Genomic DNA, 24319 nt, shown 5'->3' on the forward strand with positions numbered 1-24319 from the left:
ATGTCGCTTCCTTAGTGTTTGTGTAAACTAAGATAATTTTGTTGGATTTGCAAGCTGGGCTTGTCGGGTTTGGATAAAAAAATCCCAAAGAGGTGTATAATGAGCAAATTTAGCCCGTATTAATTTTTTAGTATCAGAATATTTTTTAGATTTGCAGTAATTTAGAATTAATTTAAATAAGCGATTAGTTCTTCGGTTTAATATTTGTATTCAGCTGAGGTTAGCAAGAGCCATACGATATTCACAAACAGCTAGCGGGAATAGCGATTGTTCATGATGACTTCATTATCAATAAAAAATACGTTCTAATGAAAAAGACACTTTTAGCAGCTTTACTTTTAGCGGCATCTTATGCCCAAGCACAAACAAACTCATTGATGAATGGTGAGTTTTGGAAAGGTAAACCTACTTTGGCTACAGTTAAGGAGGAAATTACAAAAGGAAATAGCCCTTCACAACCTAATTCGGCATCTTTTGATCCCGTAACGATGGCAATCCTAAATGGAGCTCCGACAGATGTTGTCAAATTCATGATTGAACAAGAAGGGAACAGTGTAACGAAGAAAACACACCATAGCCGGAGCTATCTGCATTGGGCGGCTTCAAGTGGTAATACTGAGTTGGTGGATTATCTAATTGCAAAAGGTTCCGATGTGAACTACCAAGATAGCCATGGCTACCCGATCGTTGCCTACGCTGCGTCGACAGGAAATACCAATACCGCTGTTTATGATGCTTTATTTAAAGCTGGAGTAGACCCAAAACAAAAATATGAAGGCGGAGCCACGTTAATGATGCTGGCGGCTTCTGCTGATAAAGATCTTGCATTGACAGATTACTTTATCAAGAAGGGACTTTCTATACAAGATAAAGATGAATACGGCCGTGTCGTTACGGATTATGCAGCGAAATTAGGTAACATGCCATTGGTCGAAAAGTTTATCGCCCGTGGTGTAAAACCGACAAACAATGCGTTGTTTTTTGCTACACAGGGATCCAGACAAGCATCAAATGGACTGGAGACCTATACCTATTTGGTAGAGAAACTGAAATTAGATCCTAAGGCCATCAATAAAGACGGTGCGACTTTATTGCATGCGCTTGTACGCCGCCCAGATATGGCGGTGATCAATTACTTTTTAAATAAGGGAGTTGATGTTGCAAAAGCGGATAACGAAGGCAATACAGCGCTTATGGTTGCGGCGAATGGCAAAGACGCAAAATTAGTGGAACTGCTACTTTCCAAAGCAAAGAATGTGAATGCTGTGAATGAGAAAGGTGAATCTGCATTGACCAAGGCGGTGGGTAATGGTACAGCTGAGGTCGCAGCGCTCTTGATTAAAAATGGTGCCGATACCAAATTATTGGACAAGGATGGTAACAACTTAGCTGTTTATTGGTTTAATTCTTTCAAAGAAGCTCCGCAGGGTGGACGCCCACAACAGGCTGCGCAATCCAATAGCCCTCAGGTAGATGATTTTAAAGAAAAATTAGGTGTGCTTAAAGCAGGAGGATTGGATGTCGTAGCACCACAGAAAAATGGTAGTACACTCTATCACTTGGCTGTAGCCAAGGAAAATTCAAACTTGATCCAGAAAGCAAGCGAATTGGGGGTAGACATCAATGCACAGGATAAAGAAGGAACAACTGCACTACATAAAGCAGCTTTGATTGCCAAAGACGATTCATTATTGAAAACACTGGTCGCTTTGGGAGCAAAAAAAGAACTGAAAACCGAATTTGATGAAACCGCATACGATTTGGCCAAAGAAAATGACTTTTTGTCAAAAGGAAATGTACAGTTGGACTTTTTAAAATAATAAGATGAATACTATAATTAAGATCGCGCTAATCACACTTTTGTTTTCTGCAGTTTCTGCCAGCACATTTGCCCAAACGGGTAAGTATAAATGTATGATTCAAATGAACGCTTATCAAGGGGAGGGAGCTTATGTTGTTATTTCACTCATAAACCCGAAGGGAGCATACGAAAAAACACTTGCCGTATTGGGGCCAGATAAACAATGGTATAACACATTGAAAGAATGGTATAAATTTCAGGCTAAAACCAAAGAAAAGCTGAGTGCAGTGACTGGTGCTTCTGTTGGTGGAGGTGACCGTGCGATGCGTACCTTGGAAATAGATGAGTCTAAATTCAACAAAGGGTATAAACTTCGCTTTGAATCCGCTGTCGAAGAACAGAAATATCATACTTCAGATGTAGAAATCCCATTAACGAAAGAGGCTATTACTGAAAAAGCAAATGGTAAGGGATACATTAAGCTTGTCAAATTAAATAAAGTACAATAAGAAAAAATGTTGGTATCTGTCTGGAGGTATGCACATTTAGCCTTAGCTCTTGTTTCTTCTGTTTTTTTACTATTATTATCGGTCACGGGAGTAATTTTAGCCATTGACGCCGTCAACGAAAAAATACCACCCTATCGAATAGAAAATATAGATTCTTTGGATCTTTCGCAGACCATTACTGGTCTGCGAAAGGTTTATCCTGAAATTATTGAAATTTCGGTTGACCACAATCAATTTGTGAGCATTGACGCCATAGATACTGACGGAAATACTTTAAAAGGATATATTGATCCGCAAACCGGTAAATATCTAGGTGCGCAAAAGAACAAAACACAGTTTGTTCAATGGACTACGGCCCTGCATCGTTCCCTATTCTTAAAGGTAACAGGCCGAATCATTATTGGCATCGCTTCTTTTCTACTATTTTTGATTACAATCTCAGGTTTGGTGTTGATTATCAAACGTCAACAGGGCGTTCGACATTTCTTTGCCAAGATCAATCGGGATTTCTTCGCACAATATTTTCATGTTGTTTCAGGGCGGTTGCTTCTGATACCCATTTTAATTTTGGCTTTGACGGGGACCTATTTATTTATGGTCCGAATCGAACTGTTAAAGAAGACAAACCAAACGGTTGAATATCCGGTGAAGGAAAATGAGACCGAGGAACTGGCGATAGCCGATTTTCCGATCTTCAAAAAAACGAAGCTTAACGATGTCGTGAAGGTAGAGTTTCCTTTTATGGAAGGAGATCCTGACGAATATTATGTTCTCAAACTGAAAGATCGGGAGTTGACCGTAAATCAATTGAACGGTGCTGTACATAAAGAAGTCAAGTATCCCTTTACTGCACTTGCAGAACAATTTTCGCTCGATCTTCACACCGGTAAAACCAATATGATATGGGCCATAATTTTGGGGCTTGCATCATTGAATATTGTGTTTTTTATTTATACAGGTTTTGTCATTACCTTCAAACGTACGCGAACAAAGATCAAGAATAAGTATAAGGCGGCCGATGCTGAAATCATTATTCTGGTAGGTACTGAAAATGGGAGTACCTTGTTTTTTGCCAATCAGATTCACAAACAGCTGTTGGCTGATGGCAAAAAATCACTTTTGCTTGGCATGAATCACTATCAGTATTTTCCAAAAGCAAAACATCTTTTGCTGTTTACGTCCACCTACGGTCTAGGAACAGCGCCTTCCAATGCGACTCAGTTTGAGAAAAAGCTATTGGCCTATCCACAACAACAATCGATTAATTTCTCTGTTCTCGGTTTTGGATCGAAAGCATACCCTGATTTCTGTGCTTATGCGTATGCGATAGACAAGTTGCTCAGTGAGCAAGCATGGGCCTCCCGACTGATAGACCCACATACGGTCAATGACAAAAGTGTTGATGAACTGATTTCATGGGTACATCATTGGAGTGAACATACCAATATTGCATTAGCTTCTGCTCCAGCGATATACAGCTCCAAAGTTGTTGGGTTGAAGAAATTTAAAGTGATTGCCAGATCAACTGTTTCGGAGAGCAACAGTACCTTTATACTTTTATTGAAGCCACTTGGAAAAATGAAAGTACAGTCAGGAGATTTGTTGGCCATCTATCCGGCGCAGGATCAACGGGAACGTTTCTATTCCATTGGATGCAAGGATGGAATGGTTCAATTGGTCGTCAAGCTATTTCCTGATGGTTTTGGCTCGGGATTTTTATACCAACTAAAAGCGGATCAGGTTCTGGAAGCCCGTGTCATGGACAACCCAAGCTTTCATTTTCCCAAGACAGCACCTGCTGTGGCGTTGATTGCAAATGGAACCGGTATTGCACCATTTTTGGGTATGATTGCAGAAAATCAGCATAAAATACCTGTCAAACTCTATGCAGGCTTCCGTAAGAACAATGAGATGACGGCACAATATTTGGAATTTACCGATGAACAAAAAAAATTGGGACAACTGAACGATGTACAGCTTGCTTTTTCACGGGAACAGCAGGGGCAGTATGTGATGGATTTGATCCGTCAGGATGGTACGTACTTTGTTGAATTGCTCGAACAGCAGGGCTGTATCTTATTGTGTGGTTCACTCCGAATGCAACAGGATGTCGAAGCAACTTTAAACGAGATACTGCTGGTAAGTACAGGTAAATCGATCAGCATCTACAAAGAAAATGGTCAGATCCTGACAGATTGTTATTAAACACGACAATCTTATGCTATCATTTATTTTGACAATGGGTAATGAATTATTATAAGCAGTATCTACTGATTTCAATATTTTGGTTGATAACCGTCGCTAACGGTTTTTCACAGGTAACGCTTAAAAAACAGGTAACCCTTATGGGCTCTGTTTTTGAGATCACGCTAGTTGATCAGGATAGCGTACAGGCCAACCAGCATATTGTCGAAGTCATTGCAGAGATTGAACGTATCGAAAACCTAATTTCGGAGTGGCGTCCATATACGCAGATTTCGGAGGTCAACCGCAATTCAGGGATTAAACCTGTTAAAGTTGACCGCGAAGTATTTGACCTGACCAAAAGGGCAATTCAATACAGCCGGAATTCACAAGGAGCCTTTGATATTAGCATTGTCGCTTTAGATAAAATATGGAAGTTTGATGGCAGTATGGATACAATGCCTTCTGAGGATGCGATCAGAAATTCGGTTGCCAAAGTTGGCTATAAACATATTGTTTTGGATAGTGCTGCCTCGACTATTTTCTTGGAACTTCCGGGCATGAAAATTGGTTTTGGCTCGATCGGGAAGGGCTATGCCGCGGATCGGGGAAGGGAGATCATGAAAGCCCGTGGAATCACTGCCGGGATCGTCAATGCTTCCGGGGATCTATCTACCTGGGGTAGCCAACCAAATGGTGAACCCTGGAAGATTGGGGTGAATAACCCCTTCAAATCACATCAGATGGTCCAGGTTCTTCGCTTGAATGAAATGGCGGTGGCTACCTCGGGAAGCTATGAAAAATATGCCGAAATCAATGGAAAACGTTATTCCCATATTATTAATCCCATTACTGGATATCCAGCTACCGGGCTTACTTCGGTAACAATCTATGGACCGTCGGCAGAAATAGCCAATGCACTAAGTACTTCCATTATGGTGCTGGGTGAAAAAGAAGGAAAGAAATTAATCAGTAATTTTCCAAATTATCGTTTTATCTTTATTACAGACAAAGGAAAGGTTGTCCGGGATAAATACAAGTCATCCTATTAAACAACAACCTGTAGTTCATGTAACCATCATGATTTCTTTACACCGAGTGAACCGAACGATTGAACTCATGAATGCCGCTTAAAACATACAGTCGATGAATAAATCAGATAACTGCATCACAGCTGAAAATAATTTAGAGTAAAAGCTTTGTTGGTTCGTCTATGTAATTATGGACATTGGATACCAAAATCATATGGCAGAAAAAAACTCCAGATCATTTACAGACATCGTCAAGACTTATGGGAGTCAATTGCTGCGTTTTGTAAAAGGAAAGGTCAAAAAAACGGAAGATGCCGAGGATATCTTGCAGGAGGTCTGGTATCAATTCAGTCGTTTGACCAATATGGACGAACTGGAAAATGCTGGAGCATGGTTGTATGCTGTAACGCGAAACAAGATTACGGATAGTTATCGAAAGAAGAAAGATGAGTCACTTGATGAATTAATGGCGGATGGAGAGGAAGTGGATACGGCCTTTCCGATACGTCAGTTTCTGCTGGCCGATGATTCGAACAATCCTGAACTTAAATTATTCAAAGACATTTTTTGGGATGAATTGATGAAAGCCCTCGAAGAATTGCCCGAAAAACAACGTCGGGTTTTTATGCTCAATGAAATTGAAGATAAAACCTTGCAGGAGATTGCCGACATGGAAAATGAAAATCTGAAAACGATAATAAGCAGAAAGGGCTATGCTGTAAAACATCTGCGTTTACGTTTGCGGAACTTGTATGAAGAATTAAAATTTTAAAAATAAAGCTATGAATAGAAGAATGAGAAGACAAGGAAAAGGTAAATTTGCTTTTGTGTTTGTTGCCATTATCATTGGAGTTTTCTTGCTGGTAGCCTTGTTGCAATATCTGTGGAATACATTGATGTGTGATATTTTCAATTTGAAGGCAATCACGTATTGGCAGGCGTTTGGCCTGTTTGTGCTATCACGGATTCTATTTGGACGTGGATTTGGTAAGCCGGGAAGGGGCGGGTTCCGTAAAAATTTTCCCCCCGATATGGGCCGCCATGAAGATCTTTCAGAAGAGGAAAGGGAGCGTTTGCGTGAGGAATGGAAACGTCGTTTCAATGGACGATGTGGATTCTGAAAAAAAAGTAAATTTTTTAAAGTAAAAACCTGATACAGGCGTCTTCTTCTATAAAGGCGCCTTTTTTTATGTCAAAAGCTGAAGAAACACTGTAAAGGTAATGACAGGCCGCGATGATCTGTTACTAACGATATGCAACAATTATACGGGTTGAGAAATTGACAACGAAAGAAGTATATCGGATAACGAATAGGGTTACCGATAAGTGGATTGACAGATTTTGGGTTTAAAGAACAATTAAATTAAAGAAAAAATGAAAAATAAAATTCGATTTATATTACCCCGCTTGATCGCATTGACGGTAATAGTGGGTTTAGCCAGCTTGATTATGGGAGCGATCTTTAAGCTGTTGTTGGTTGCAACGATCTTATTCGGAATAGGAAGCTTTGCAATGGCCAAAATGCGTAGGAGAGAAATGCGTTCATTTAAAATGGACAAGGCTCCGATCCACCCCGAAATGTACAGTGCGTCGAGGACGAATAGTGCAATCGTTCCTTTACACAAACAACAACGGGCTAAGAATGCGACAATTGTTCCGGTATATTAATATCAGGACTTGGTAGGAAACCAAATAACATAAATAGCGGCAATAGTGAAGTTCCTTGGACTGCTCATTGCGCAATACACAATATTCATTACTAAAAAAATAAAGACATGTTTAAAAGAGATCATTATTCCAGCAGATATTCAAATCAAAATAGATTTTGCGGTCAACATTTCAAAGACCGTTTTGAAAAATTTCAACAGCATTTTTTTGAAGGCGAAGCTGGACAGCGCGGGGAGGGACAGCAATTTGTTCCTGTAAATATTTCTGAAAATTCTGAGTTCTACGAAGTGCAGGTATTTGCTGCCGGCCGAAAGAAAGAGCAATTTCAGGTGAGTATAAATGAAGGAATCTTAACGATTTCCTGTACAGAAAATACAAACGATGCGACAGCTTATATCTATAAGGAGCATTTGGGCACTGCATTTGAGCGTGAATTTCAATTAAATGAACAAGTGCTTACAGATAACGTACATGCCAGTTTCGAAGATGGTGTACTAACCGTCATTCTTCCCAAGGACCTTGACAAGGTAAAAAGACCACAAGAAGTTATCATAGACTAGGTTTGACGGATTGCAGTGTGGTTATAGTTCGCGCCCTCCCCATAGTTTCAATGTTAAGGGGAGGGCTTTTCTTTTTTATGTTTTTTTGAGCTTCTTTTGCAATTGTTTTTTTCCAAATTTCCCGAAGAAATAGAATAAGGCGAAAACGACCAAAACAGCCATAAAAGGAACGAATATGGCTAGAATGGTTAAGACGGAGGAACCAATGGTCTCCATGGTCGAAATAATAAAATTGCCAAGACCCGCAGTACCGATGGAAGAAGCGGCTCTTGTACCAGCCAGTACTGTACTGATCGTCGCCGCAGTTCCCCCTCCGGCGATAATGGCCGCTGACCAGCGGAAAAACGGAGAAATATCTGTAAACTGTACCGCAAATAGTAATGTTCCCGCAATCGTTGCCAAAGGAATGGAAATGGTATCCAGAATATTGTCAACAACGGGTATGTAGTAAGCGGCAACTTCGATAACCATCGCGATGCTTGTGGTGATCAGTACCAAGTTGGAACCTGCCCAAGCCCATTCATTACCCACCTGAAATAATTCCAGACGACAGCCCAAGCTGAGCAAAAACAGAGGCATAAAAATTCGGAAACCTGTTGCCGCAGCCAGACTAATACCAATAAATGCACTGACCAGATATGTGGATAATTCCCCCATAATAAATGGATGCTTAGTTCTATCTATTAGTAGAATAAAAAAAGAGTGTTTTTTGTTTTTAAAATTGTTGTGAACGGTCGGGACAAATAGCGTCTCCTGTTCGTTGTAACTGTTTGTTTTTATAATGTTTAGTTATATTTATAGATTTTGATTATATTGTATCGAATCATTCGATGAGTAGCCGATCGTGTATTTGTTTAATTTTATGAAAGTAAAAGTCAAACAATTTGATCATTTAAGGTATTATATAAATAAACTTTCTTTTCATATGGACAACAACGAAAAAGACATTAGCAAATGCCCATTTCATAATGGAACTATGCGCAACGCCGTTGCGGGAGGGGGAACCCAAAATCAAGATTGGTGGCCAAATAGACTTCGTGTGGATCTTTTGAGACAGCATGCGACGAAATCAAATCCAATGGATGAAGGTTTTGATTATGCTGAAGCTTTCAAACAATTGGATCTGGAAGCCGTTAAGAGAGATTTACATGTATTGATGACAGATTCACAGGATTGGTGGCCGGCAGATTTTGGACATTATGGTCCCTTATTTATTCGGATGGCTTGGCATAGTGCAGGAACCTATCGTGTAAGTGATGGTCGCGGTGGTGCAGGTTCTGGACAGCAGCGTTTTGCACCTTTAAATAGTTGGCCTGACAATGTGAGCTTGGATAAGGCACGTCGACTGTTGTGGCCGATCAAACAAAAATATGGTAAGAATATTTCGTGGGCAGATTTATTGATCCTAACGGGAAATGTGGCACTGGAATCAATGGGATTTAAAACTTTTGGCTTTTCAGGAGGACGTGTGGATGCTTTTGAACCGGAATTGGATGTATACTGGGGATCAGAAAAAACTTGGTTAGGTGGTGATGTACGGTATGCACATGGTTCTGAAGGTGTGGTTGAATCGCATGGTGTTTTATCAGCGGATGATAATGCTGATGGTAAAGAACATTCACGCAATCTCGAAAAACCTTTGGCAGCTGTACAGATGGGATTAATCTATGTGAACCCGGAAGGACCTGATGGAAATCCGGATCCTATTGCAGCGGCAAAGGATATTAGGGATACTTTTGGTCGTATGGCGATGGATGATGAGGAAACTGTTGCGCTAATCGCAGGAGGACACACTTTTGGAAAAACACATGGTGCCGGACCAGCCGATAATGTTGGTAAGGAGCCCGAAGCTGCAGGGATTGAACAACAAGGGCTCGGATGGAGAAGCAGTTACGGTACGGGGGTAGGTACTGATGCCATTACCAGCGGTCTGGAAGTTATCTGGACTCAAAAACCGACCGAATGGACGAACCTCTTTTTTAAAAATCTTTTTGAAAATGAATGGGAACTTACAAAAAGTCCCGCAGGTGCGCATCAATGGGTGGCAAAAGGAGCTGATTCAAGTGTTCCCGATCCTTTTGACCCAAATAAAAAACGTAGACCTACGATGTTGACAACGGATCTGTCCTTGCGTTTTGATCCTGTTTACGAAAAGATTTCCCGTAAATTCTATGAAGATCAGGATGCTTTCGCAGATGCTTTCTCACGCGCCTGGTTTAAATTGACGCACCGTGATCTAGGACCACGTGAACGTTATCTTGGAGCTGAAGTCCCGAGCGAAGAATTGTTATGGCAAGACCCTATTCCAGCCGTAGATCATGTATTGGTGGATGAACACGATGTTGAAGGCTTAAAATCTGCTATTTTGGCTTCAGGTCTTAGTATCTCGGAGTTGGTGACTACTGCATGGGCTTCGGCTTCTACATTCCGAGGGTCGGATATGCGTGGTGGAGCAAATGGAGCCCGCATTCGTTTGGCGCCACAACGTTATTGGCAGGTTAATAACCCGACGCAATTGCAAAAAGTGCTAACTGTGCTGGAGCAGATCCAACAGGATTTTAATGGTAAACAACAAGGTGGTAAAAAAGTATCGTTGGCTGATTTAATTGTCCTTGCCGGTGCAGCAGCAATCGAACAGGGGGCAAGAGCTGGCGGACAGGCGCTGAAGGTTCCGTTTAATCCTGGACGTATGGATGCTTCTCAAGAACAGACTGATGTAGAATCAATGGGATATTTAGAACCTATTGCTGATGGCTTTAGAAACTATCGGAAAGGTTCCTACACAGTCTCCACAGAATCATTATTGATTGATAAAGCACAATTACTGACTTTATCTGTTCCGGAATTGACCGTTTTGGTCGGTGGTATGCGTGTATTACAAGCTAATTTTGATGGCTCTCAGACAGGTGTGTTGACGGAACGCCCTGGACAGTTGACCAATGATTTTTTTGTGAACCTATTGGATATGGGGACAGCTTGGACAGCAATTTCACAAGATCGGGAACTCTTTGAAGGAACAGATCGTAAAACGGGCGCAAAGAAATGGGTTGCTGGACGCGTGGATCTGGTATTTGGTTCTAACGCTGAATTAAGAGCTGTTGCTGAAGTCTATGGTAGTGCTGATGCGAAAGAAAAATTCGCTAAGGATTTTGTCGCTGCCTGGAATAAGGTGATGGAATTAGATCGTTTTGATCTCCATCGGTAGTCGGTATGGTCTTTGCTCCATAAAGTAAGTTTAAAAAACAGAAATGGAAGCTTAAAAACCAATAATAATAGGAGGGCTTGTACTTTTTAATAAATGCAAGCCCTTTTTTATTCGGTATTTGATGTGAAAGAAAACACATCTTTTGATAGGAAATGTAAATCTCTCTTGGGATTTTGCATTTCGGCAGATTAATTCGGCTCAGAAAACGTGAATGTAGGTGTTATTGTTATCGTTGGTGGAGCTTGATCATTACAGCGTTCCAGGCCAGCACTTGTACACCTGGAGAGTAGTGCATAAGCGCAATATTTTCGTTATGGAGATGAATATCCCCCGTTGTATAGTTCAACTGGCATTCTTGCAGCTGCACTGAAAACAAGGGCCATTCCGGATGATGAATGTCGAAACAATAGATTCCATCGGATTTGTCCAAGTAAAGGCAATAGCGTTCTGTAAGCCAGGTATCAAGGCTGGATTTTATTTTGAACTCATCGGTCACCTCAAATATTGTTTTCAAGCTAAAGCCCCTTTCTTGATTGAGATTGTGATACCCTTGTGCATCCCGCATCATGGTGGACTCTTCGTAAGGCAGACCCGACAACTTTTTTGCGACTAATGCGGATAAGTATTTACTGGCTTCAATATGGATAAAATAAACACCCTTTTTACCATTCTGATCGATATAGGTGCGTACATTGATCTCATAAAAGTCCGAGATGGGCGGAAACGCAGGTAAATATCTGGGACGGATATTTTGCATCTTGAAAGCAACCAAAGATACATAACAGCTACCTTCATGCTGATCGATTTGCAATTCGGCAGGAACTAATGGCCGGAGTAGATCATAATCGACTTGAAAATGTAAAAAGAGTAAATCAAGCCATTCCTGATAGTATCGCCAGGGGCTGTTTGGTAGAGGCCATGGACGATGATTATAGTCTCTTAAAATTGTTTTAATTTTTTGTGCCAAAATCGTCAATTTATGCCTCTAAGATCATTTTAATCTCGCTTTAACCAAATTTTAATTTAATATATGAAGAATTATGGAATTTTCTTTGGGCTTTTCCTATTTTGTGAAATAAAATTCAAGATTTGTGCTACTTTTTGTTGTTTGATCAGTAGTAACTTTGTGTTGTTTTCAAAGGGAAACTTGTTACTTTGTTAGTTTACAGCTATGTGGAAGCACTTTATTTTTCTAATTACAGTTCTGTTTGTTTCATTTAAAAGTTTAAATGCAAACAGTATTGTACCGAAAAGTGATAGTTTTCACGACGAGCAATCTTCTCTAAAAACTGAACCAAATAAAGCTGATTTTCCACTTTCCGCCCTGCTAAAAATAGACAATCCAGATTTAGATCCTTTATATCCATCGGTGCAATCTATCGCCGAATTGGACGTCGAGAATAATCTGGATTGGTTAACAGACCGCTGGGTAGTTATCGTCGATTTGCTCTGGCACGAATTACAGCCTTCAGCATTGCAGAACGACTACCGTTATCTGCATATTTTGGATATTGAACCGATTCCCATAGCACGGTTCCTGCTTTTTGAGCAAATAAAAATCCCATTTTAGCGTTTTTGAGCTTTTATGCTTAACGGAAATCGAACGAAAAATCGTATTTCTTTTCTAATTTATTTTATTGATTTCTTAAAATATACCAATGCACGAGCTAAGTATAGTAAAGGATATCTTCGATACCTTGACCTCGCATTACGAGACCAGAGTAGATGATATCCAGAAAATTCAGGTGACAGCCGGACTATTGTCCAATGTGCAGCCTGTGCTGATCCAAAATGCTTTTGATGCATTTATCACCGAAAATACCCATTATCGGGATATGGAAATGGAGGTTGTGGTAAATGATATTATCGCCTATTGTGAGTACTGTCAGAAGAATTTTCCTGTTCATTTTCACCGATTTGTCTGCGACTGTGGACAGCCTTCGAGTACAATTGTTCAAGGAAATGAACTCTATATTTCCAAAGTAATTTTTAAACACGATTAAAAAATCATTTATCATGTCAGACAATACTCAAAATCCTAAAAGCTTAGGTAACCGTGTCGGTTCGGTTCAATGTGAAAATACCACCCTACATTTATTAAAGGCAAATGATTTTGTCGCCAAAAGTATCCGCGACAGACTGAAAGATGTATGTGTGATTAATGTATGTTCTTCTCCGGGTTCTGGTAAAACAACGTTGATGCAAGAGACTGGAAAGCGTCTTTCAAAAGATCTAAACATTGCTGTATTAGTGGGAGATCCTGAAACGGAACGTGATGCGATCCGTATGCGTGATGTTGGAATCAATGCGTTGCAGATCGTTACCGGCGGTATGTGCCATATCGAAGCACAAATGATTCTGCAGGCACTGGATCACATCGATATCGAAGGCATTGATTTGTTATTTATCGAAAATGTCGGAAACTTACTTTGCCCTTCGGCTTTTGATCTTGGAGAAGACTATCGGGTCACTTTATTGGCGACAACAGAAGGTGATGATAAACCAAAAAAATACCCACGTATGTTTTTGACCAGCGAATTGATGCTTGTTTCAAAAGCAGACTTGTTACCTTATGTGCCTTTCTCTGTAGATGCCGTGACAAAAGATGCACGTGAAGTCAATCCAAACCTGGAAGTGATTACGATCAGTACCTTGAATGGAGATGGCCTTGATAGCTGGTGTGACTGGTTAAAAGAGAAAGTCCAACTGAAAAAAGAACAACAGAAAGTCGCTGCAGCGAAATAGTAAATGCGCGAAGGTGATCAACCATCAGATAGAATGATGTTTGATCACAGCGCAAAGTTTGAAAGACATACACTACTTAACAATGAATAGATTGCCGATAACGATAGATACCATTGTGCGCCGGTCGCAAGCCAGCATTGATCAGGTAGATCGGGTATACATCGAATGGTTTGAAATAAATAAACGTCGTTTGACCAGAAATACCTTGTCTGGCAAGACGATCCTGATGCAATTGGAGCAGGGGCAGGAGTGGCATCATGGAGACGCCCTGTATCACAATGGGGAATTTCAGGCAATCGTCGCTGTTAAGTCGACCTTGGCGATCAGGTTTAACCCCTCGGATTTTGCCCAACTGGCAGATTTTGGTTATTTCGTCGGTAATAGGCATTTACCGATATTCCAGGCCGATCTGTTCCAGTCTCTCCATTTGCCGTATGATGGTCGGCTATATGAGCAAATTGCGGCGAAATATGGTGCGTCTGTCCAATTGGAGAAAGCGATATTGCTTTCAGAAAATCGGATTCGCCAGCAGCTAAAGAATAGCAGAAAGCATGAAAATTAGAATATATATAGTGCTGTTGCCACTTGTTTTGCTTGTATGCTTACAAGCATGCCAAAACCAACAGTCCAATGCAAGTAAAAATGGTGTGAAGGCCATGGATAGCCGCGGCAAGGAAATCACATTGGAGCGACCGGCCCAACGTGTTGTTGTCCTGTATCCCTCTCTGGTGGATGAGGTTTATATGCTACAGGCCAGTGACCGATTGGTCGGCATTCCTGAGCAAGTCTATCAAATGGAAGATACCTACGCTTTTTTATCGAAATTAGACCCACGTATCGTTCAGAAAAGTATCGCCACACCAACTTTTGGCGGTCAGGCCAACAATGTAGAAAGCATCGTAAGCCTGAACCCGGATCTTGTTCTGACATTCAATACCGATCAGGATAATATCACACAGCTCGAAAATTTGGGTATTCCCGTCTTCACTTTTTCATCGAAAGATGAAACCAGTATCTTTAACGAATTGATCGGAATGGGAACGCTTTTGGACAAGAAAGCACGGGCTGAGGAAATTGTGAAATTTGTCGGCGATGAGGTCAAAAAGATGGCAGCTCCGCTCGATCAACCGCAAAAGAAGGTCTATTATGCCTGGTCAAAAGGACGTGTACTTTCGACCTCGGGAAGAGGTAGTCTCATTGACATGGCCATCCGCCTATCTGGGGCGGCAAATGCCTGTCCCTTAGAAATGGAAGCGCCAAATGTAGGGGCTGAAACGATCTATAAGTGGAATCCCGATCTCATGATTCTATGGAATTCCAAAAGTTCTGATGTTTACAATTTGAAAGAGTTGGCCGCACTGCCCGCCGTAAAAAATAAACAGGTATTTGTGATGTCACCGTCCTTTCCTTTTGATCCACATACCGTGAAATTTATGCTCTTTGCCAAACAGGTGCGGCATTGGTGTTTTCCGAGTTATACCAAGGAGCAGCTCGATCAGGATATGACAATGGCTTTTGAAAAATTATACGGTAAAACGGGGCTTCTGCAATGATACTTCAATTAAAAAAGCTTTTATTGCTGGCGATATTGCCATTAGTGCTGCTCCTGCTTTCATTATTGATCGGCTCAAGTCAGCATATTGGTTTTATCGAACTCTGCCAGCGTATCGGATTGGAATTAGGGCTTTATAAAGGAAATGATACGACGGTATTGATGGGCAGCATGGATACCATTTTGTGGCAAGTACGTTTGCCGCGGATTTTATTGACCTTTATGGTCGGTGCCGCTCTTGCCTCATCTGGAGGGACCTTACAAGCGATTTTTCGAAACCCTATAGTAGACCCATTCACGTTGGGGATATCTTCCGGTGCTGCTTTCGGTGCCGCCTTAGCCATGCTGTTTCCACTTTTGTCCGTCAATGTTTCGGCATTTCTTTTTGGTGTCTGTGCTGTGGCCTTGACTTACTTTGTATCCAATGCCGGTTTAAAAACATCCATCATTGGGATGGTTTTGGCAGGAATGGTTATTTCAGGGGTATTTACGGCGATGCTTACCCTGTTACAATATATCAGTGATCCTTATAAATTACAGGCTATTGTGCAGTGGACGATGGGAAATCTCCATACTGCCTCCTGGTCAAAAGTGCAGAACGCCTTTTTACCGATAGTGATCGGATTGATCATATTGATCTTATTGCGTTGGAAATTGAATTTGTTGGCATTGGGAGATCAGGAAGCAATTGCTGTGGGGGTGAATCCAAAACTCCTGAAATTGGTGATGATCGGGGTTGCGACCATGATCACCGCATCAGCTGTTGCTGCAGTAGGCGTGATTAGCTTATTTGGACTCATTGTTCCACATATCAGCCGCATGATTTTTGGTCCCAACAATAATATTGTCGTCTGGGCGAATATCAGTATCGGGGGGACATTCTTGTTATTGATTGACGATTTTTCACGTGCAGTCATGCCTTTCGAAATTCCGATAGGGGTATTTACAATGATTATTGGCGCTCCACTCTTTATCTACCTGATGCGCCGGAACGAAATTAACTGGAACTCATGAGCAAATCCATCCATATCAAAAACCTATCCTTTGCCTATGGTAAGGATACTATTTTGCGGGACGTCAATGTGTCCTTTCCGGAGGGAAAGCTTTCGGTTATTCTGGGCCGGAACGGTAGCGGTAAGTCGACCCTGTTCAATGTTATTGCCGGATTGGAGAAACACTATCAGGGATCGGTATTGATCGGTGAAACGGAACGTAGAAACTGGAAGGTTGGCAAATCAAATGCGCTTAAACTGGGGTTCTTAAACCAGTTTCATCAGACAACTTTCCCTTTTAAGGTGGCGGATGTTATTTTAACAGGACGTGCATCATTCTCCAACTTTTCACCGCGCCGTGAAGATTTTGAGGCTGTGGATACAATCCTGGAGAAATTTAATCTCGCACATTTAAAGCATAAATCATATACATCCCTGTCAGGAGGGGAGCGGCAGCTGGTCTTGCTTTGTCGGGTATTGGTGCAACAGCCTGATCTGTTGCTTTTGGATGAACCGACAAACCATCTTGACCTGAACTATCAGATTGCCGTTTTGCAGACCGCTAAAGAACTGGTCAAGGAGGGTACAACTGTGCTCTGTGTTATGCACGACCCCAATATGGCCTATCTTTTTGGCGACCACTTTTATTTGATGCGGGACAATACACTGGTGGATCTACAGGGGATGAACAGAGAGCAGGTTCGGAAAGTATTGGAACAGACCTATGAGTTGCCATTGATCAGTTTGGAAAACCAAGGGAAATGGATGTTTGCACCCATGCTTCATGCACATGACTGGGCTCCGATAAAATCCCTTGAACTGGAAGGCGTAAATAATAAGCTATAAAGGCTGTAAACAATGTGCGAACAAGGTACAGATCCTAGTGGCGGCAATGGACGCAAAAAACGAAATAGTATGAATAAAATAGGTATGCAAAAGACAGATTCAATCAGAAATATTGCGATAAGTACAGCCACTGTTCAGGATCTGGAAACGGTGTTACCTTATGTTATTGAATTTCGGAAACAGCTGTTTCCCATGCTTGACCCGCAAAAGATTCCCAGAGATTTGCTGGACTTTAAACAGCTGTATCTGGATGAACAAGCTGGAACATTTCTACAGGCAAGGGACAACAGCGGAAAACTGGTCGGTGTGATCGGTATGCTCGCTTATGACTATCGTTTTCCGCATCTGGATTTAGACGCCCGGAAGACTGTGGAGGTCGCGCGTCTCTTTGTCGACCCCGATTACCGTCGTTCTGGACTTGGAACAGCACTTTTCCGCCAATTGACAAAGGTGGCCAAGGAGAAAGCGGTCGAAAGACTTTACTTACACACCCATCCTTTTTTGGAGGGAGCCCATGAATTCTGGTTAAAACAAGGCTTCTATCTCAAAGAATGCTGCGATGAATTGGGCTTTCCGACAATTCACATGGAGCTACTGCTGGGGCAGCCTGGTAAACGGAAATGTTTAGCGGAACTGGAATTGTCAAAATAAGGCTATTCAGTTTTGTGAACTGAATTCATGCTGAATGCAAGAAATAAAATAAATCAGCAATAAAAGATAAAAAATAATTCCAGAGGAACTGTCCCTGTTTAGAATCTTATTTCAATAAGATCTTCGTAGGTGGGTTTTAAACAGGGTATGTGCCATCTGACTAATGAAAAAATACGGATGAAACCATCATGATTTATTCAGACCGAGCAAAGCGAGCTCATGACTGCCGCATAAAACATACACTCGATGAATAAATCTGATAGCTTCATCACAATTGAAAAAACAATTTATACAGATGAAAAACACAATGAAAGCACTCGCTTTCGCATTATTGGCAAGTGCCGTCACACCGGTGGCTGTTTACGCCCAAAAGAGCTTTATGATTTTTGGGAAGATACAGGACGAAAGCGGAAATCCAATTCCAGGAGTGACTTTGATGCTTGAAAACCAAGGACAAAAGATAAGTACTACCGCGAATGGCGAATTTGCTTTTACTACAGCGACAACCTTTCCGGTACAATTGCGTGCCGAAGCGATCGGTTATAAATCACAGCTTATTCTTATTAATGAGACTACTTGGAATCCGAAAAAAGGAATTCGACTCATGATGGAAGAGGGGGAGCGAACCTTGGATGAGGTATTGGTTACCGGCCGTCGTAATAATTCCTATTTGACAAACAACATGGAGTTGGGCGGTAAGTTCGCTGGAAAGCTGAAAGACTTACCACAATCTGTGGCTGTACTGAGTAAGGAATTTATTGAAGATAAGCAAGCATTTACAACAGGAGCACTGGTGCAGGACCTGGCAGGCGTCACTGAGGCTTCATCTTATGATGATGTGGTGATCCGTGGTTTTAAAAGTGGTTATGAAACTGGAGTCCGTTTGGTGAACGGTCTACGTTCGGGCTATGGTTACGGCAATAGTTATTATAATTCCCCACTAACAATCAATCTCGAAAACCTTGAGGTGCTGAAAGGCCCTGGAGCTTCTCTATTTGGCGACATTGTACCCGGTGGTACCATCAATATGACGACGAAAAAGCCTTTGGAAGATTTTAAAGGTCATATCAGTTTTGCTGCCGGAAGTTTTGAAACGATGCGCACCACAGTAGATCTGGGTGGTCCATTGGATAGTGCAAAACGAATTCTCTATCGCTTTAATGCAGGCTATGAAGATACCAAAACCTTTCGCGATGTGAATCGTCAAAAACGGATGATGCTGGCACCTTCATTTACATTTAAGCCCGCTGCAGGGACAACCGTGGACATCGATGTGGTATACAATCAATTCAACGGTTATCTGGATCGGGGAATGGGGATAAAGGAGAATAACTTTTATGCCCTGCCACGTTCGTTTACTTTAAGTCAGCCTTCTGATTTCTATAATTCCAAGACTTTTTCATTTAGTGGACGATTGGCGCAAAGGCTGGAAGAAAATGTGAGCCTGAACCTGAGCTATATGAAATCCATCTATCAGGAAGATGTCAACGAACACCGGACGCTAAATACTTTTGCGGATGCCCCACATAACACCATCATGAATATGCGTTTCTTTGACCGTCATGGCCGTGATTATACCGACAACGTCGTTGGATATGTCAAATGGGATCTGCTAGGGGATAAAATTGACCACCATATCGTTGCGGGTATCGACTTTGCACAGTATCGTGGTGATAAAGAAAATCAGTTACGGGAAGCCAGACAGCAAACTGTGGATGGCAAAGTGGTGCCATTGACTTTTGACCTGAACAACCCGACCTATACAACGCATGATCTGACCAACTACGTCTGGCGTACACAGGTCGCATATCCTTTTTTGAGTCCCTATAAAACGACCGGTAAATACATACAGGATCAGATCAGCATTGCGGATCGTCTGAAATTAATTGTGGGGTTGAGGCATGAACATTATTCTTCGGAAACTATTGATGGACAGAATCGCTTTCATGCTACACAAAATGCCTTGTTGCCCCGTTTCGGTTTGACTTATGGAATCAACAAGCAGATTAATTACTTCGCAAGCTATTCGCAGGGTTTTGTACCAGTAGGCGCTAATTTTATCCAGAACTATAAAGACTATGGTGCGGACAAAGCTTTTGAAGCTGAACGCAGTTTTCAAATTGAAACAGGGCTGAAAATGGGCTTTTTTAAGGATCAGCTGCAAATGGATCTTTCCTTGTTTCAGATCGAGCGTAGAAATATGCTTATTGCAACAGGAACAATCAATGACTCGGGATTGCCGGAGTATAGACAATCTGGAAAAGCATTGTCACGGGGAGTGGAACTGGATGTCCGCGGGCAGCTGACCAAAGAATTCCAGGTGATGGGAAATTATACTTTTAACCATACCGAAGTGAAGGCCTCTTCTGTTGCTTCTGAAGTCGGGCAGGCGCTACCGGGAGCACCTAAAAATATGGCAAGCGCTTGGTTAAAATATGTATTCTCCAATACTTCCTTAAAAGGACTTGGCTTTGGTACTGGTGTTTATTATGTTGATAGCAAACGCATGGACAATAATATTGGAAAGGATAGTGAAGGAAATGCCCTTTGGGGACAATGGCCTTCTTATACGACAGTTAATGCTGCCGCTTATTATCATATCGGTGCCATGAAAATGGCGCTTAACCTAAACAATGTATTTGATAAATACTATTTTTTAGGGGGATTTGACTATACACGTGCCTTCGCAGGGGCACCAAGAAACGTTATGGTTTCAATTGGTTATTCATTTTAATTAAAAAAAGCAATCAAAGCAGGTTTTTCGACAAATTTAGACTATTTAATTCAAGATTTGTACTAGTGAAGTGGCCTGCTTTGGTTGTAAATTTGAACAACAAATAATAGGATTGTGAATACAATGATTAGGCATAGTTTAGTTTTTTTAGTTTTTCTTTTGAGCGTCCTGCTCCTGAAAGGAATGACTATTTCTGAACAGCTTAAAATTCATAATTCCTCGGGTACCTCTCTCGGTGTGTCCAGCACTCATAAACAAATTGACAAAAGTGTCGATCAATCCGAACGGGAAAATGTAGTTGCCGCTGTACACGATCATGACCTTTATGATGTCAGTGAACAGGTCGACTTAAAAGATGAATGGAGTAAGCTCCTCGGTTGGACCGTATTGTATATTTGTCTTTTTATATTTTGCTATCCTGTATGTCTCAACATGCGGAATAACAGAACACCTTACATGGATCGATTGGTCCTACCACCAAAATACATTCTTTTCCAAAGTTTAAAGATCCCATTTCAGGGATAATCCTTTCCTTTTCTTACAACGCTGAGAACTGAAACGCTATGCCGTAAGCATTTGCTATGGGCATCGTCTATCAGGTTTTTTGAACGATTTTTTAAAGTCGTCAGGGCATGTACTGACTTGTTTTCGACTGAAATAACAACAATTTAAATAATATTTTATATGCATTTATTACCTAGAGAGACAGAGAAGCTATTGCTTCATCTTGCCGGTGAACTAGCGAAAAAACGTAGAGCTAGAGGACTTAAACTAAATTATCCGGAGTCTATTGCATTCATCAGCAGTGAGCTTCTGGAAGCCGCACGTGATGGCCGTACTGTGGCTGATTTAATGCAGTATGGCGCGACATTATTGACACGTGAAGATGTCATGGAAGGTGTGCCCGAAATGATTCACGACGTGCAGATTGAGGCGACTTTTCCGGATGGTACCAAATTGGTGACCGTTCATAATCCGATTCGATAATTGTTAAAAATAGAATTTATGATTCCAGGAGAATTTTTTATAGCAGATGGCCATGTCATCTGTAATGAAGGTAGAGAAGTTACGACAATTACCGTAACAAACACAGGAGACAGACCAATTCAGGTAGGTTCACATTTTCACTTCTTTGAAGTGAACAAGATGATGGAATTTGACCGTGCAAAAGCTTTTGGCAAGCGATTGAATATTATCGCAAGTACAGCGGTGCGTTTTGAGCCGGGGGAATCCAAAGATGTAGAATTGGTTCCCTATGCAGGTGCCAGAAGGATCTACGGGCACAACGACTTGGTAAACGGTGATACCGAAACCGAAGTCGCGAAAGAAAATGCAATGAAAAAAGTGAAAGAACAAGGCTTTAAAAACAAAGTATCATGAGTTTAAAAGTTAGCAAAGTAAATTATAGTGCCATCTTTGGTCCGACAAGTGGCGATAAAATCCGTTTAGGCGATACCGATATCATTATCGAAGTTGAAAAGGACTACGCTTATTATGGCGATGAAGCAAAATTTGGTGGTGGTAAGACCGTACGTGACGGTATGTGTCAATCTTCGGTTCACACACGTGATGAAGGTACCTTGGACATGGTGATCACAGATGCTATCGTGATTGACCACTGGGGAATTGTGAAAGGTGATATCGGTATCAAGGATGGTAAGATTGTCGGTGTCGGCCGTGCTGGAAATCCGGACACAATGGATAACATTACGCCAAATATGATTATTGGTGCTTCTACCGAAGTGCATGGCGGATCTGGCTATATCCTAACACCGGGTGGTATAGATACCCATATTCACTATATCAGTCCTACGCAGGTCGAAACAGCCTTATATAGTGGTATTACCACCATGATCGGCGGTGGTACCGGTCCAGCGGACGGAACAAACGCAACCACCGTAACGCCAGGAAAATGGAATATCCGTCGTATGATGCAAGCGGTGGAAGATCTACCGATGAACTTTGGCTTCTTTGGAAAAGGAAATGTGGGGACTGAACAACCCATTGTTGAGCAGATTGAAGCCGGAGCATTGGGGGTTAAAATTCACGAAGACTGGGGAGCAACACCCGCAACAATTGATAGAGCATTAACGGTAGCTGATAAATACGATGTGCAGGTTGCCATTCACACCGATACATTAAATGAAGCGGGTTTCTTAGAAGATACCATTCAGGCGATCAACGGTCGTGTAATCCACACCTTCCATACGGAAGGCGCCGGTGGCGGTCACGCTCCAGATATCATCAAATCGGCGATGTATCCAAATGTATTACCAGCTTCCACAAATCCGACACGCCCATTTACAAAAAATACGATTGATGAGCATTTGGATATGTTGATGGTTTGTCATCACCTGAGTAAAGAAATTCCTGAGGATGTAGCTTTTGCCGATTCACGTATCCGTCCGGAGACGATCGCTGCTGAGGATGTATTGCAAGATCGTGGTGTTTTCAGCATCATGAGTTCGGATTCGCAGGCAATGGGTCGTGTAGGTGAGGTTATCACACGTACCTGGCAGACAGCAGACAAAATGAGAAAACAAGTGGGTCCGCTACCTGAAGACGAAGGGAAAAACAACGATAACTTCCGTGCACGTCGTTATGTCGCAAAATATACAATCAACCCCGCAATTGCACATGGTATCTCAAAATACGTAGGTTCTATCGAACCGGGTAAAATCGCAGATATGGTTATCTGGCGCCCAGCTTTGTTTGGTGCTAAACCGGAAATGATTATCAAAGGTGGTATGATCATCGCGTCCAAAATGGGGGATGCCAATGCATCCATTCCTACACCACAACCGATTATCTTACGTACAATGTTCGGCGGATTGGGAAAAGCTGTTCATAACACCTGTTTCAACTTTGTTTCCAAAATTTCATTCGAAAACGGCATTAAAGAGGAATATGGCTTAGCAAAAGGCTTACTTCCTGTAGAAAACTGTAGAAATATCTCCAAAAAAGATATGATCCACAACGACGCTACACCCGAAATTATCGTTAATCCGGAGAACTATGAAGTAAGTCTGGATGGAGAAATTTTGCGTTCACAGCCGATTGATACCGTTTCTTTAGGACAGTTGTATTTCTTGTTTTAATCTGAATGGAGACTACCAGGGCTTGATCTTGCATCAGGCCATTATAAATGAAAAACACATTAATAAAACGATCATGAGCCAAAAGTAGCGCTGATGATCAATGGGCAAAGTAAGGCTCATGATCGTTTTATTGCCCTTAAAAACAACGATATATCAATGAAAAATTTAAAAATATTTTTGGGATGTTGTCTGGCAATAGCATGCTTTTCGATACAATCGGCTTCTGCTCAAAAAGGAGGAATCATGCTGTATGGTTCGCTCAATTACCATGAAACCACCGCTGGACACCAATTTAGTGCAGCACCAGTGGGCGTAGGCTATTTTTTTAATGACAACATGAATGTGGGGATAAATTATGGGTTCAACAACGCCTATACGAAAGCGCTTGACTTTACGGATCATTCCCATGAAGTTGGTCCATTCTACAGCAACACCTGGCCGTTAGGAGAACATTTTATGTTGATCGGTCAAGTGGAAGCACATTACATCTGGGGCGATCAGCATGTTGTTAATGCATCCGGAGGCATGGTGGATGGAAGCTACAATGGTTTCCTGTTCAGAGTGTATCCGTTGGTGGGTATTGACCTTGGAAAAGGCTGGGCTTTGAAAGCAAAAGTCGCGGAGCTCTCTTACAAGAAGAAGCATGGCAAGGATGCTGTTATTCCAAATGATCACGAAGTGATTACAGGAATCAATGGCTCAACTGTGGGATTGGGATTGTCAAAAAATCTATTTTTTTAAAG

The 24319-nt window shown here is 41.6% G+C and carries 24 protein-coding genes and 1 pseudogene; 23 read left to right on the forward strand and 2 right to left on the reverse strand.

What is annotated here, in order from left to right:
- Nucleotides 1-308: 308 nt before the first annotated feature.
- The 8 genes from LC454_RS01455 to LC454_RS01490 all read left to right on the forward strand — a co-directional run bounded on the left by LC454_RS01455 (nucleotide 309) and on the right by LC454_RS01490 (nucleotide 7753).
- Nucleotides 309-1820, forward strand: a complete 1512-nt coding sequence (locus LC454_RS01455; protein WP_223578444.1) for an ankyrin repeat domain-containing protein — start codon at nucleotides 309-311, stop codon at nucleotides 1818-1820.
- 4 nt (nucleotides 1821-1824) lie between these two features.
- Nucleotides 1825-2310 (forward strand): DUF2271 domain-containing protein, encoded by a 486-nt coding sequence (locus tag LC454_RS01460; RefSeq protein ID WP_223578446.1) that lies wholly within the window; start codon nucleotides 1825-1827, stop codon nucleotides 2308-2310.
- A gap of 6 nt (nucleotides 2311-2316) precedes the next feature.
- Entirely contained in the window at nucleotides 2317-4515 is a 2199-nt protein-coding gene (locus tag LC454_RS01465; protein WP_223578448.1) for a PepSY domain-containing protein, read from the forward strand.
- Nucleotides 4516-4556: 41 nt separating this feature from the next.
- The gene (locus tag LC454_RS01470; protein ID WP_223578456.1) at nucleotides 4557-5546 is read left to right on the forward strand and encodes an FAD:protein FMN transferase; all 990 of its coding nucleotides are present in this window, start codon (nucleotides 4557-4559) and stop codon (nucleotides 5544-5546) included.
- A 193-nt stretch (nucleotides 5547-5739) separates the two neighbouring features.
- Nucleotides 5740-6297 (forward strand): RNA polymerase sigma factor, encoded by a 558-nt coding sequence (locus LC454_RS01475; RefSeq protein WP_223578458.1) that lies wholly within the window; start codon nucleotides 5740-5742, stop codon nucleotides 6295-6297.
- Between the two features lie 10 nt (nucleotides 6298-6307).
- Nucleotides 6308-6646, forward strand: a complete 339-nt coding sequence (locus tag LC454_RS01480; protein ID WP_223578460.1) for a hypothetical protein — start codon at nucleotides 6308-6310, stop codon at nucleotides 6644-6646.
- Nucleotides 6647-6899: 253 nt separating this feature from the next.
- Nucleotides 6900-7193, forward strand: a complete 294-nt coding sequence (locus LC454_RS01485) for a hypothetical protein (protein WP_223578462.1) — start codon at nucleotides 6900-6902, stop codon at nucleotides 7191-7193.
- A gap of 107 nt (nucleotides 7194-7300) precedes the next feature.
- Complete coding sequence (locus tag LC454_RS01490; RefSeq protein ID WP_121125958.1) at nucleotides 7301-7753, forward strand: Hsp20/alpha crystallin family protein; 453 nt, start codon at nucleotides 7301-7303, stop codon at nucleotides 7751-7753.
- Nucleotides 7754-7828: 75 nt separating this feature from the next.
- On the opposite strand, the gene LC454_RS01495 is transcribed toward LC454_RS01490, so the two are convergent.
- Nucleotides 7829-8410 carry a DUF4126 domain-containing protein gene (locus LC454_RS01495; protein WP_223578464.1) on the reverse strand — a complete coding sequence of 194 codons (582 nt, stop codon included), beginning with the start codon at nucleotides 8408-8410 and terminating at the stop codon, nucleotides 7829-7831.
- A 268-nt stretch (nucleotides 8411-8678) separates the two neighbouring features.
- Between LC454_RS01495 and katG the strand changes: the two genes are divergently transcribed.
- The gene (katG, locus tag LC454_RS01500; protein WP_223578466.1) at nucleotides 8679-10958 is read left to right on the forward strand and encodes a catalase/peroxidase HPI; all 2280 of its coding nucleotides are present in this window, start codon (nucleotides 8679-8681) and stop codon (nucleotides 10956-10958) included.
- A gap of 226 nt (nucleotides 10959-11184) precedes the next feature.
- Here the strand turns inward: katG and LC454_RS01505 are convergent, their stop codons facing one another.
- On the reverse strand, nucleotides 11185-11925 hold the full coding sequence (locus tag LC454_RS01505; protein ID WP_223578468.1) for a YqjF family protein: 741 nt from the start codon (nucleotides 11923-11925) through the stop codon (nucleotides 11185-11187).
- Nucleotides 11926-12129: 204 nt separating this feature from the next.
- Between LC454_RS01505 and LC454_RS01510 the strand changes: the two genes are divergently transcribed.
- The 14 genes and pseudogenes from LC454_RS01510 (at nucleotide 12130) to LC454_RS01575 (ending at nucleotide 24317) form a co-directional block, all read left to right on the forward strand.
- Complete coding sequence (locus LC454_RS01510; RefSeq protein ID WP_223578470.1) at nucleotides 12130-12528, forward strand: hypothetical protein; 399 nt, start codon at nucleotides 12130-12132, stop codon at nucleotides 12526-12528.
- 88 nt (nucleotides 12529-12616) lie between these two features.
- Nucleotides 12617-12961 carry a hydrogenase maturation nickel metallochaperone HypA gene (locus LC454_RS01515; RefSeq protein ID WP_223578472.1) on the forward strand — a complete coding sequence of 115 codons (345 nt, stop codon included), beginning with the start codon at nucleotides 12617-12619 and terminating at the stop codon, nucleotides 12959-12961.
- A 13-nt stretch (nucleotides 12962-12974) separates the two neighbouring features.
- Nucleotides 12975-13703, forward strand: a complete 729-nt coding sequence (gene hypB, locus LC454_RS01520) for a hydrogenase nickel incorporation protein HypB (RefSeq protein WP_120258501.1) — start codon at nucleotides 12975-12977, stop codon at nucleotides 13701-13703.
- An 82-nt stretch (nucleotides 13704-13785) separates the two neighbouring features.
- Entirely contained in the window at nucleotides 13786-14265 is a 480-nt protein-coding gene (locus tag LC454_RS01525) for a hypothetical protein (protein ID WP_223578474.1), read from the forward strand.
- Nucleotides 14255-15256: an ABC transporter substrate-binding protein gene (locus tag LC454_RS01530; protein ID WP_223578476.1), complete on the forward strand. Its 1002-nt coding sequence runs from the start codon at nucleotides 14255-14257 to the stop codon at nucleotides 15254-15256. The genes LC454_RS01525 and LC454_RS01530 overlap by 11 nt, the downstream gene beginning before the upstream one ends.
- Nucleotides 15253-16269: a FecCD family ABC transporter permease gene (locus LC454_RS01535; RefSeq protein WP_223578478.1), complete on the forward strand. Its 1017-nt coding sequence runs from the start codon at nucleotides 15253-15255 to the stop codon at nucleotides 16267-16269. The genes LC454_RS01530 and LC454_RS01535 overlap by 4 nt, the downstream gene beginning before the upstream one ends.
- Entirely contained in the window at nucleotides 16266-17093 is an 828-nt protein-coding gene (locus tag LC454_RS01540) for an ABC transporter ATP-binding protein (RefSeq protein WP_223578480.1), read from the forward strand. The genes LC454_RS01535 and LC454_RS01540 overlap by 4 nt, the downstream gene beginning before the upstream one ends.
- A gap of 12 nt (nucleotides 17094-17105) precedes the next feature.
- The gene (locus tag LC454_RS01545) at nucleotides 17106-17744 is read left to right on the forward strand and encodes a GNAT family N-acetyltransferase (protein ID WP_223578482.1); all 639 of its coding nucleotides are present in this window, start codon (nucleotides 17106-17108) and stop codon (nucleotides 17742-17744) included.
- A 295-nt stretch (nucleotides 17745-18039) separates the two neighbouring features.
- The gene (locus LC454_RS01550) at nucleotides 18040-20478 is read left to right on the forward strand and encodes a TonB-dependent receptor (RefSeq protein ID WP_223578484.1); all 2439 of its coding nucleotides are present in this window, start codon (nucleotides 18040-18042) and stop codon (nucleotides 20476-20478) included.
- Between the two features lie 114 nt (nucleotides 20479-20592).
- Nucleotides 20593-21003: a hypothetical protein gene (locus tag LC454_RS01555; RefSeq protein ID WP_223578486.1), complete on the forward strand. Its 411-nt coding sequence runs from the start codon at nucleotides 20593-20595 to the stop codon at nucleotides 21001-21003.
- Nucleotides 21004-21162: 159 nt separating this feature from the next.
- Nucleotides 21163-21465 (forward strand): urease subunit gamma, encoded by a 303-nt coding sequence (gene ureA, locus LC454_RS01560; RefSeq protein WP_223578488.1) that lies wholly within the window; start codon nucleotides 21163-21165, stop codon nucleotides 21463-21465.
- An 18-nt stretch (nucleotides 21466-21483) separates the two neighbouring features.
- Nucleotides 21484-21789, forward strand: a pseudogene (gene ureB, locus LC454_RS01565) (urease subunit beta); the annotation flags it as partial.
- A gap of 65 nt (nucleotides 21790-21854) precedes the next feature.
- On the forward strand, nucleotides 21855-23576 hold the full coding sequence (gene ureC, locus LC454_RS01570; RefSeq protein WP_104382734.1) for an urease subunit alpha: 1722 nt from the start codon (nucleotides 21855-21857) through the stop codon (nucleotides 23574-23576).
- A gap of 156 nt (nucleotides 23577-23732) precedes the next feature.
- Nucleotides 23733-24317 (forward strand): hypothetical protein, encoded by a 585-nt coding sequence (locus tag LC454_RS01575; protein ID WP_223578492.1) that lies wholly within the window; start codon nucleotides 23733-23735, stop codon nucleotides 24315-24317.
- Nucleotides 24318-24319: the final 2 nt, after the last annotated feature.

The sequence above is a fragment of the Sphingobacterium sp. GVS05A genome, from assembly GCF_019969845.1.
In the GTDB taxonomy this organism is placed as follows: domain Bacteria; phylum Bacteroidota; class Bacteroidia; order Sphingobacteriales; family Sphingobacteriaceae; genus Sphingobacterium.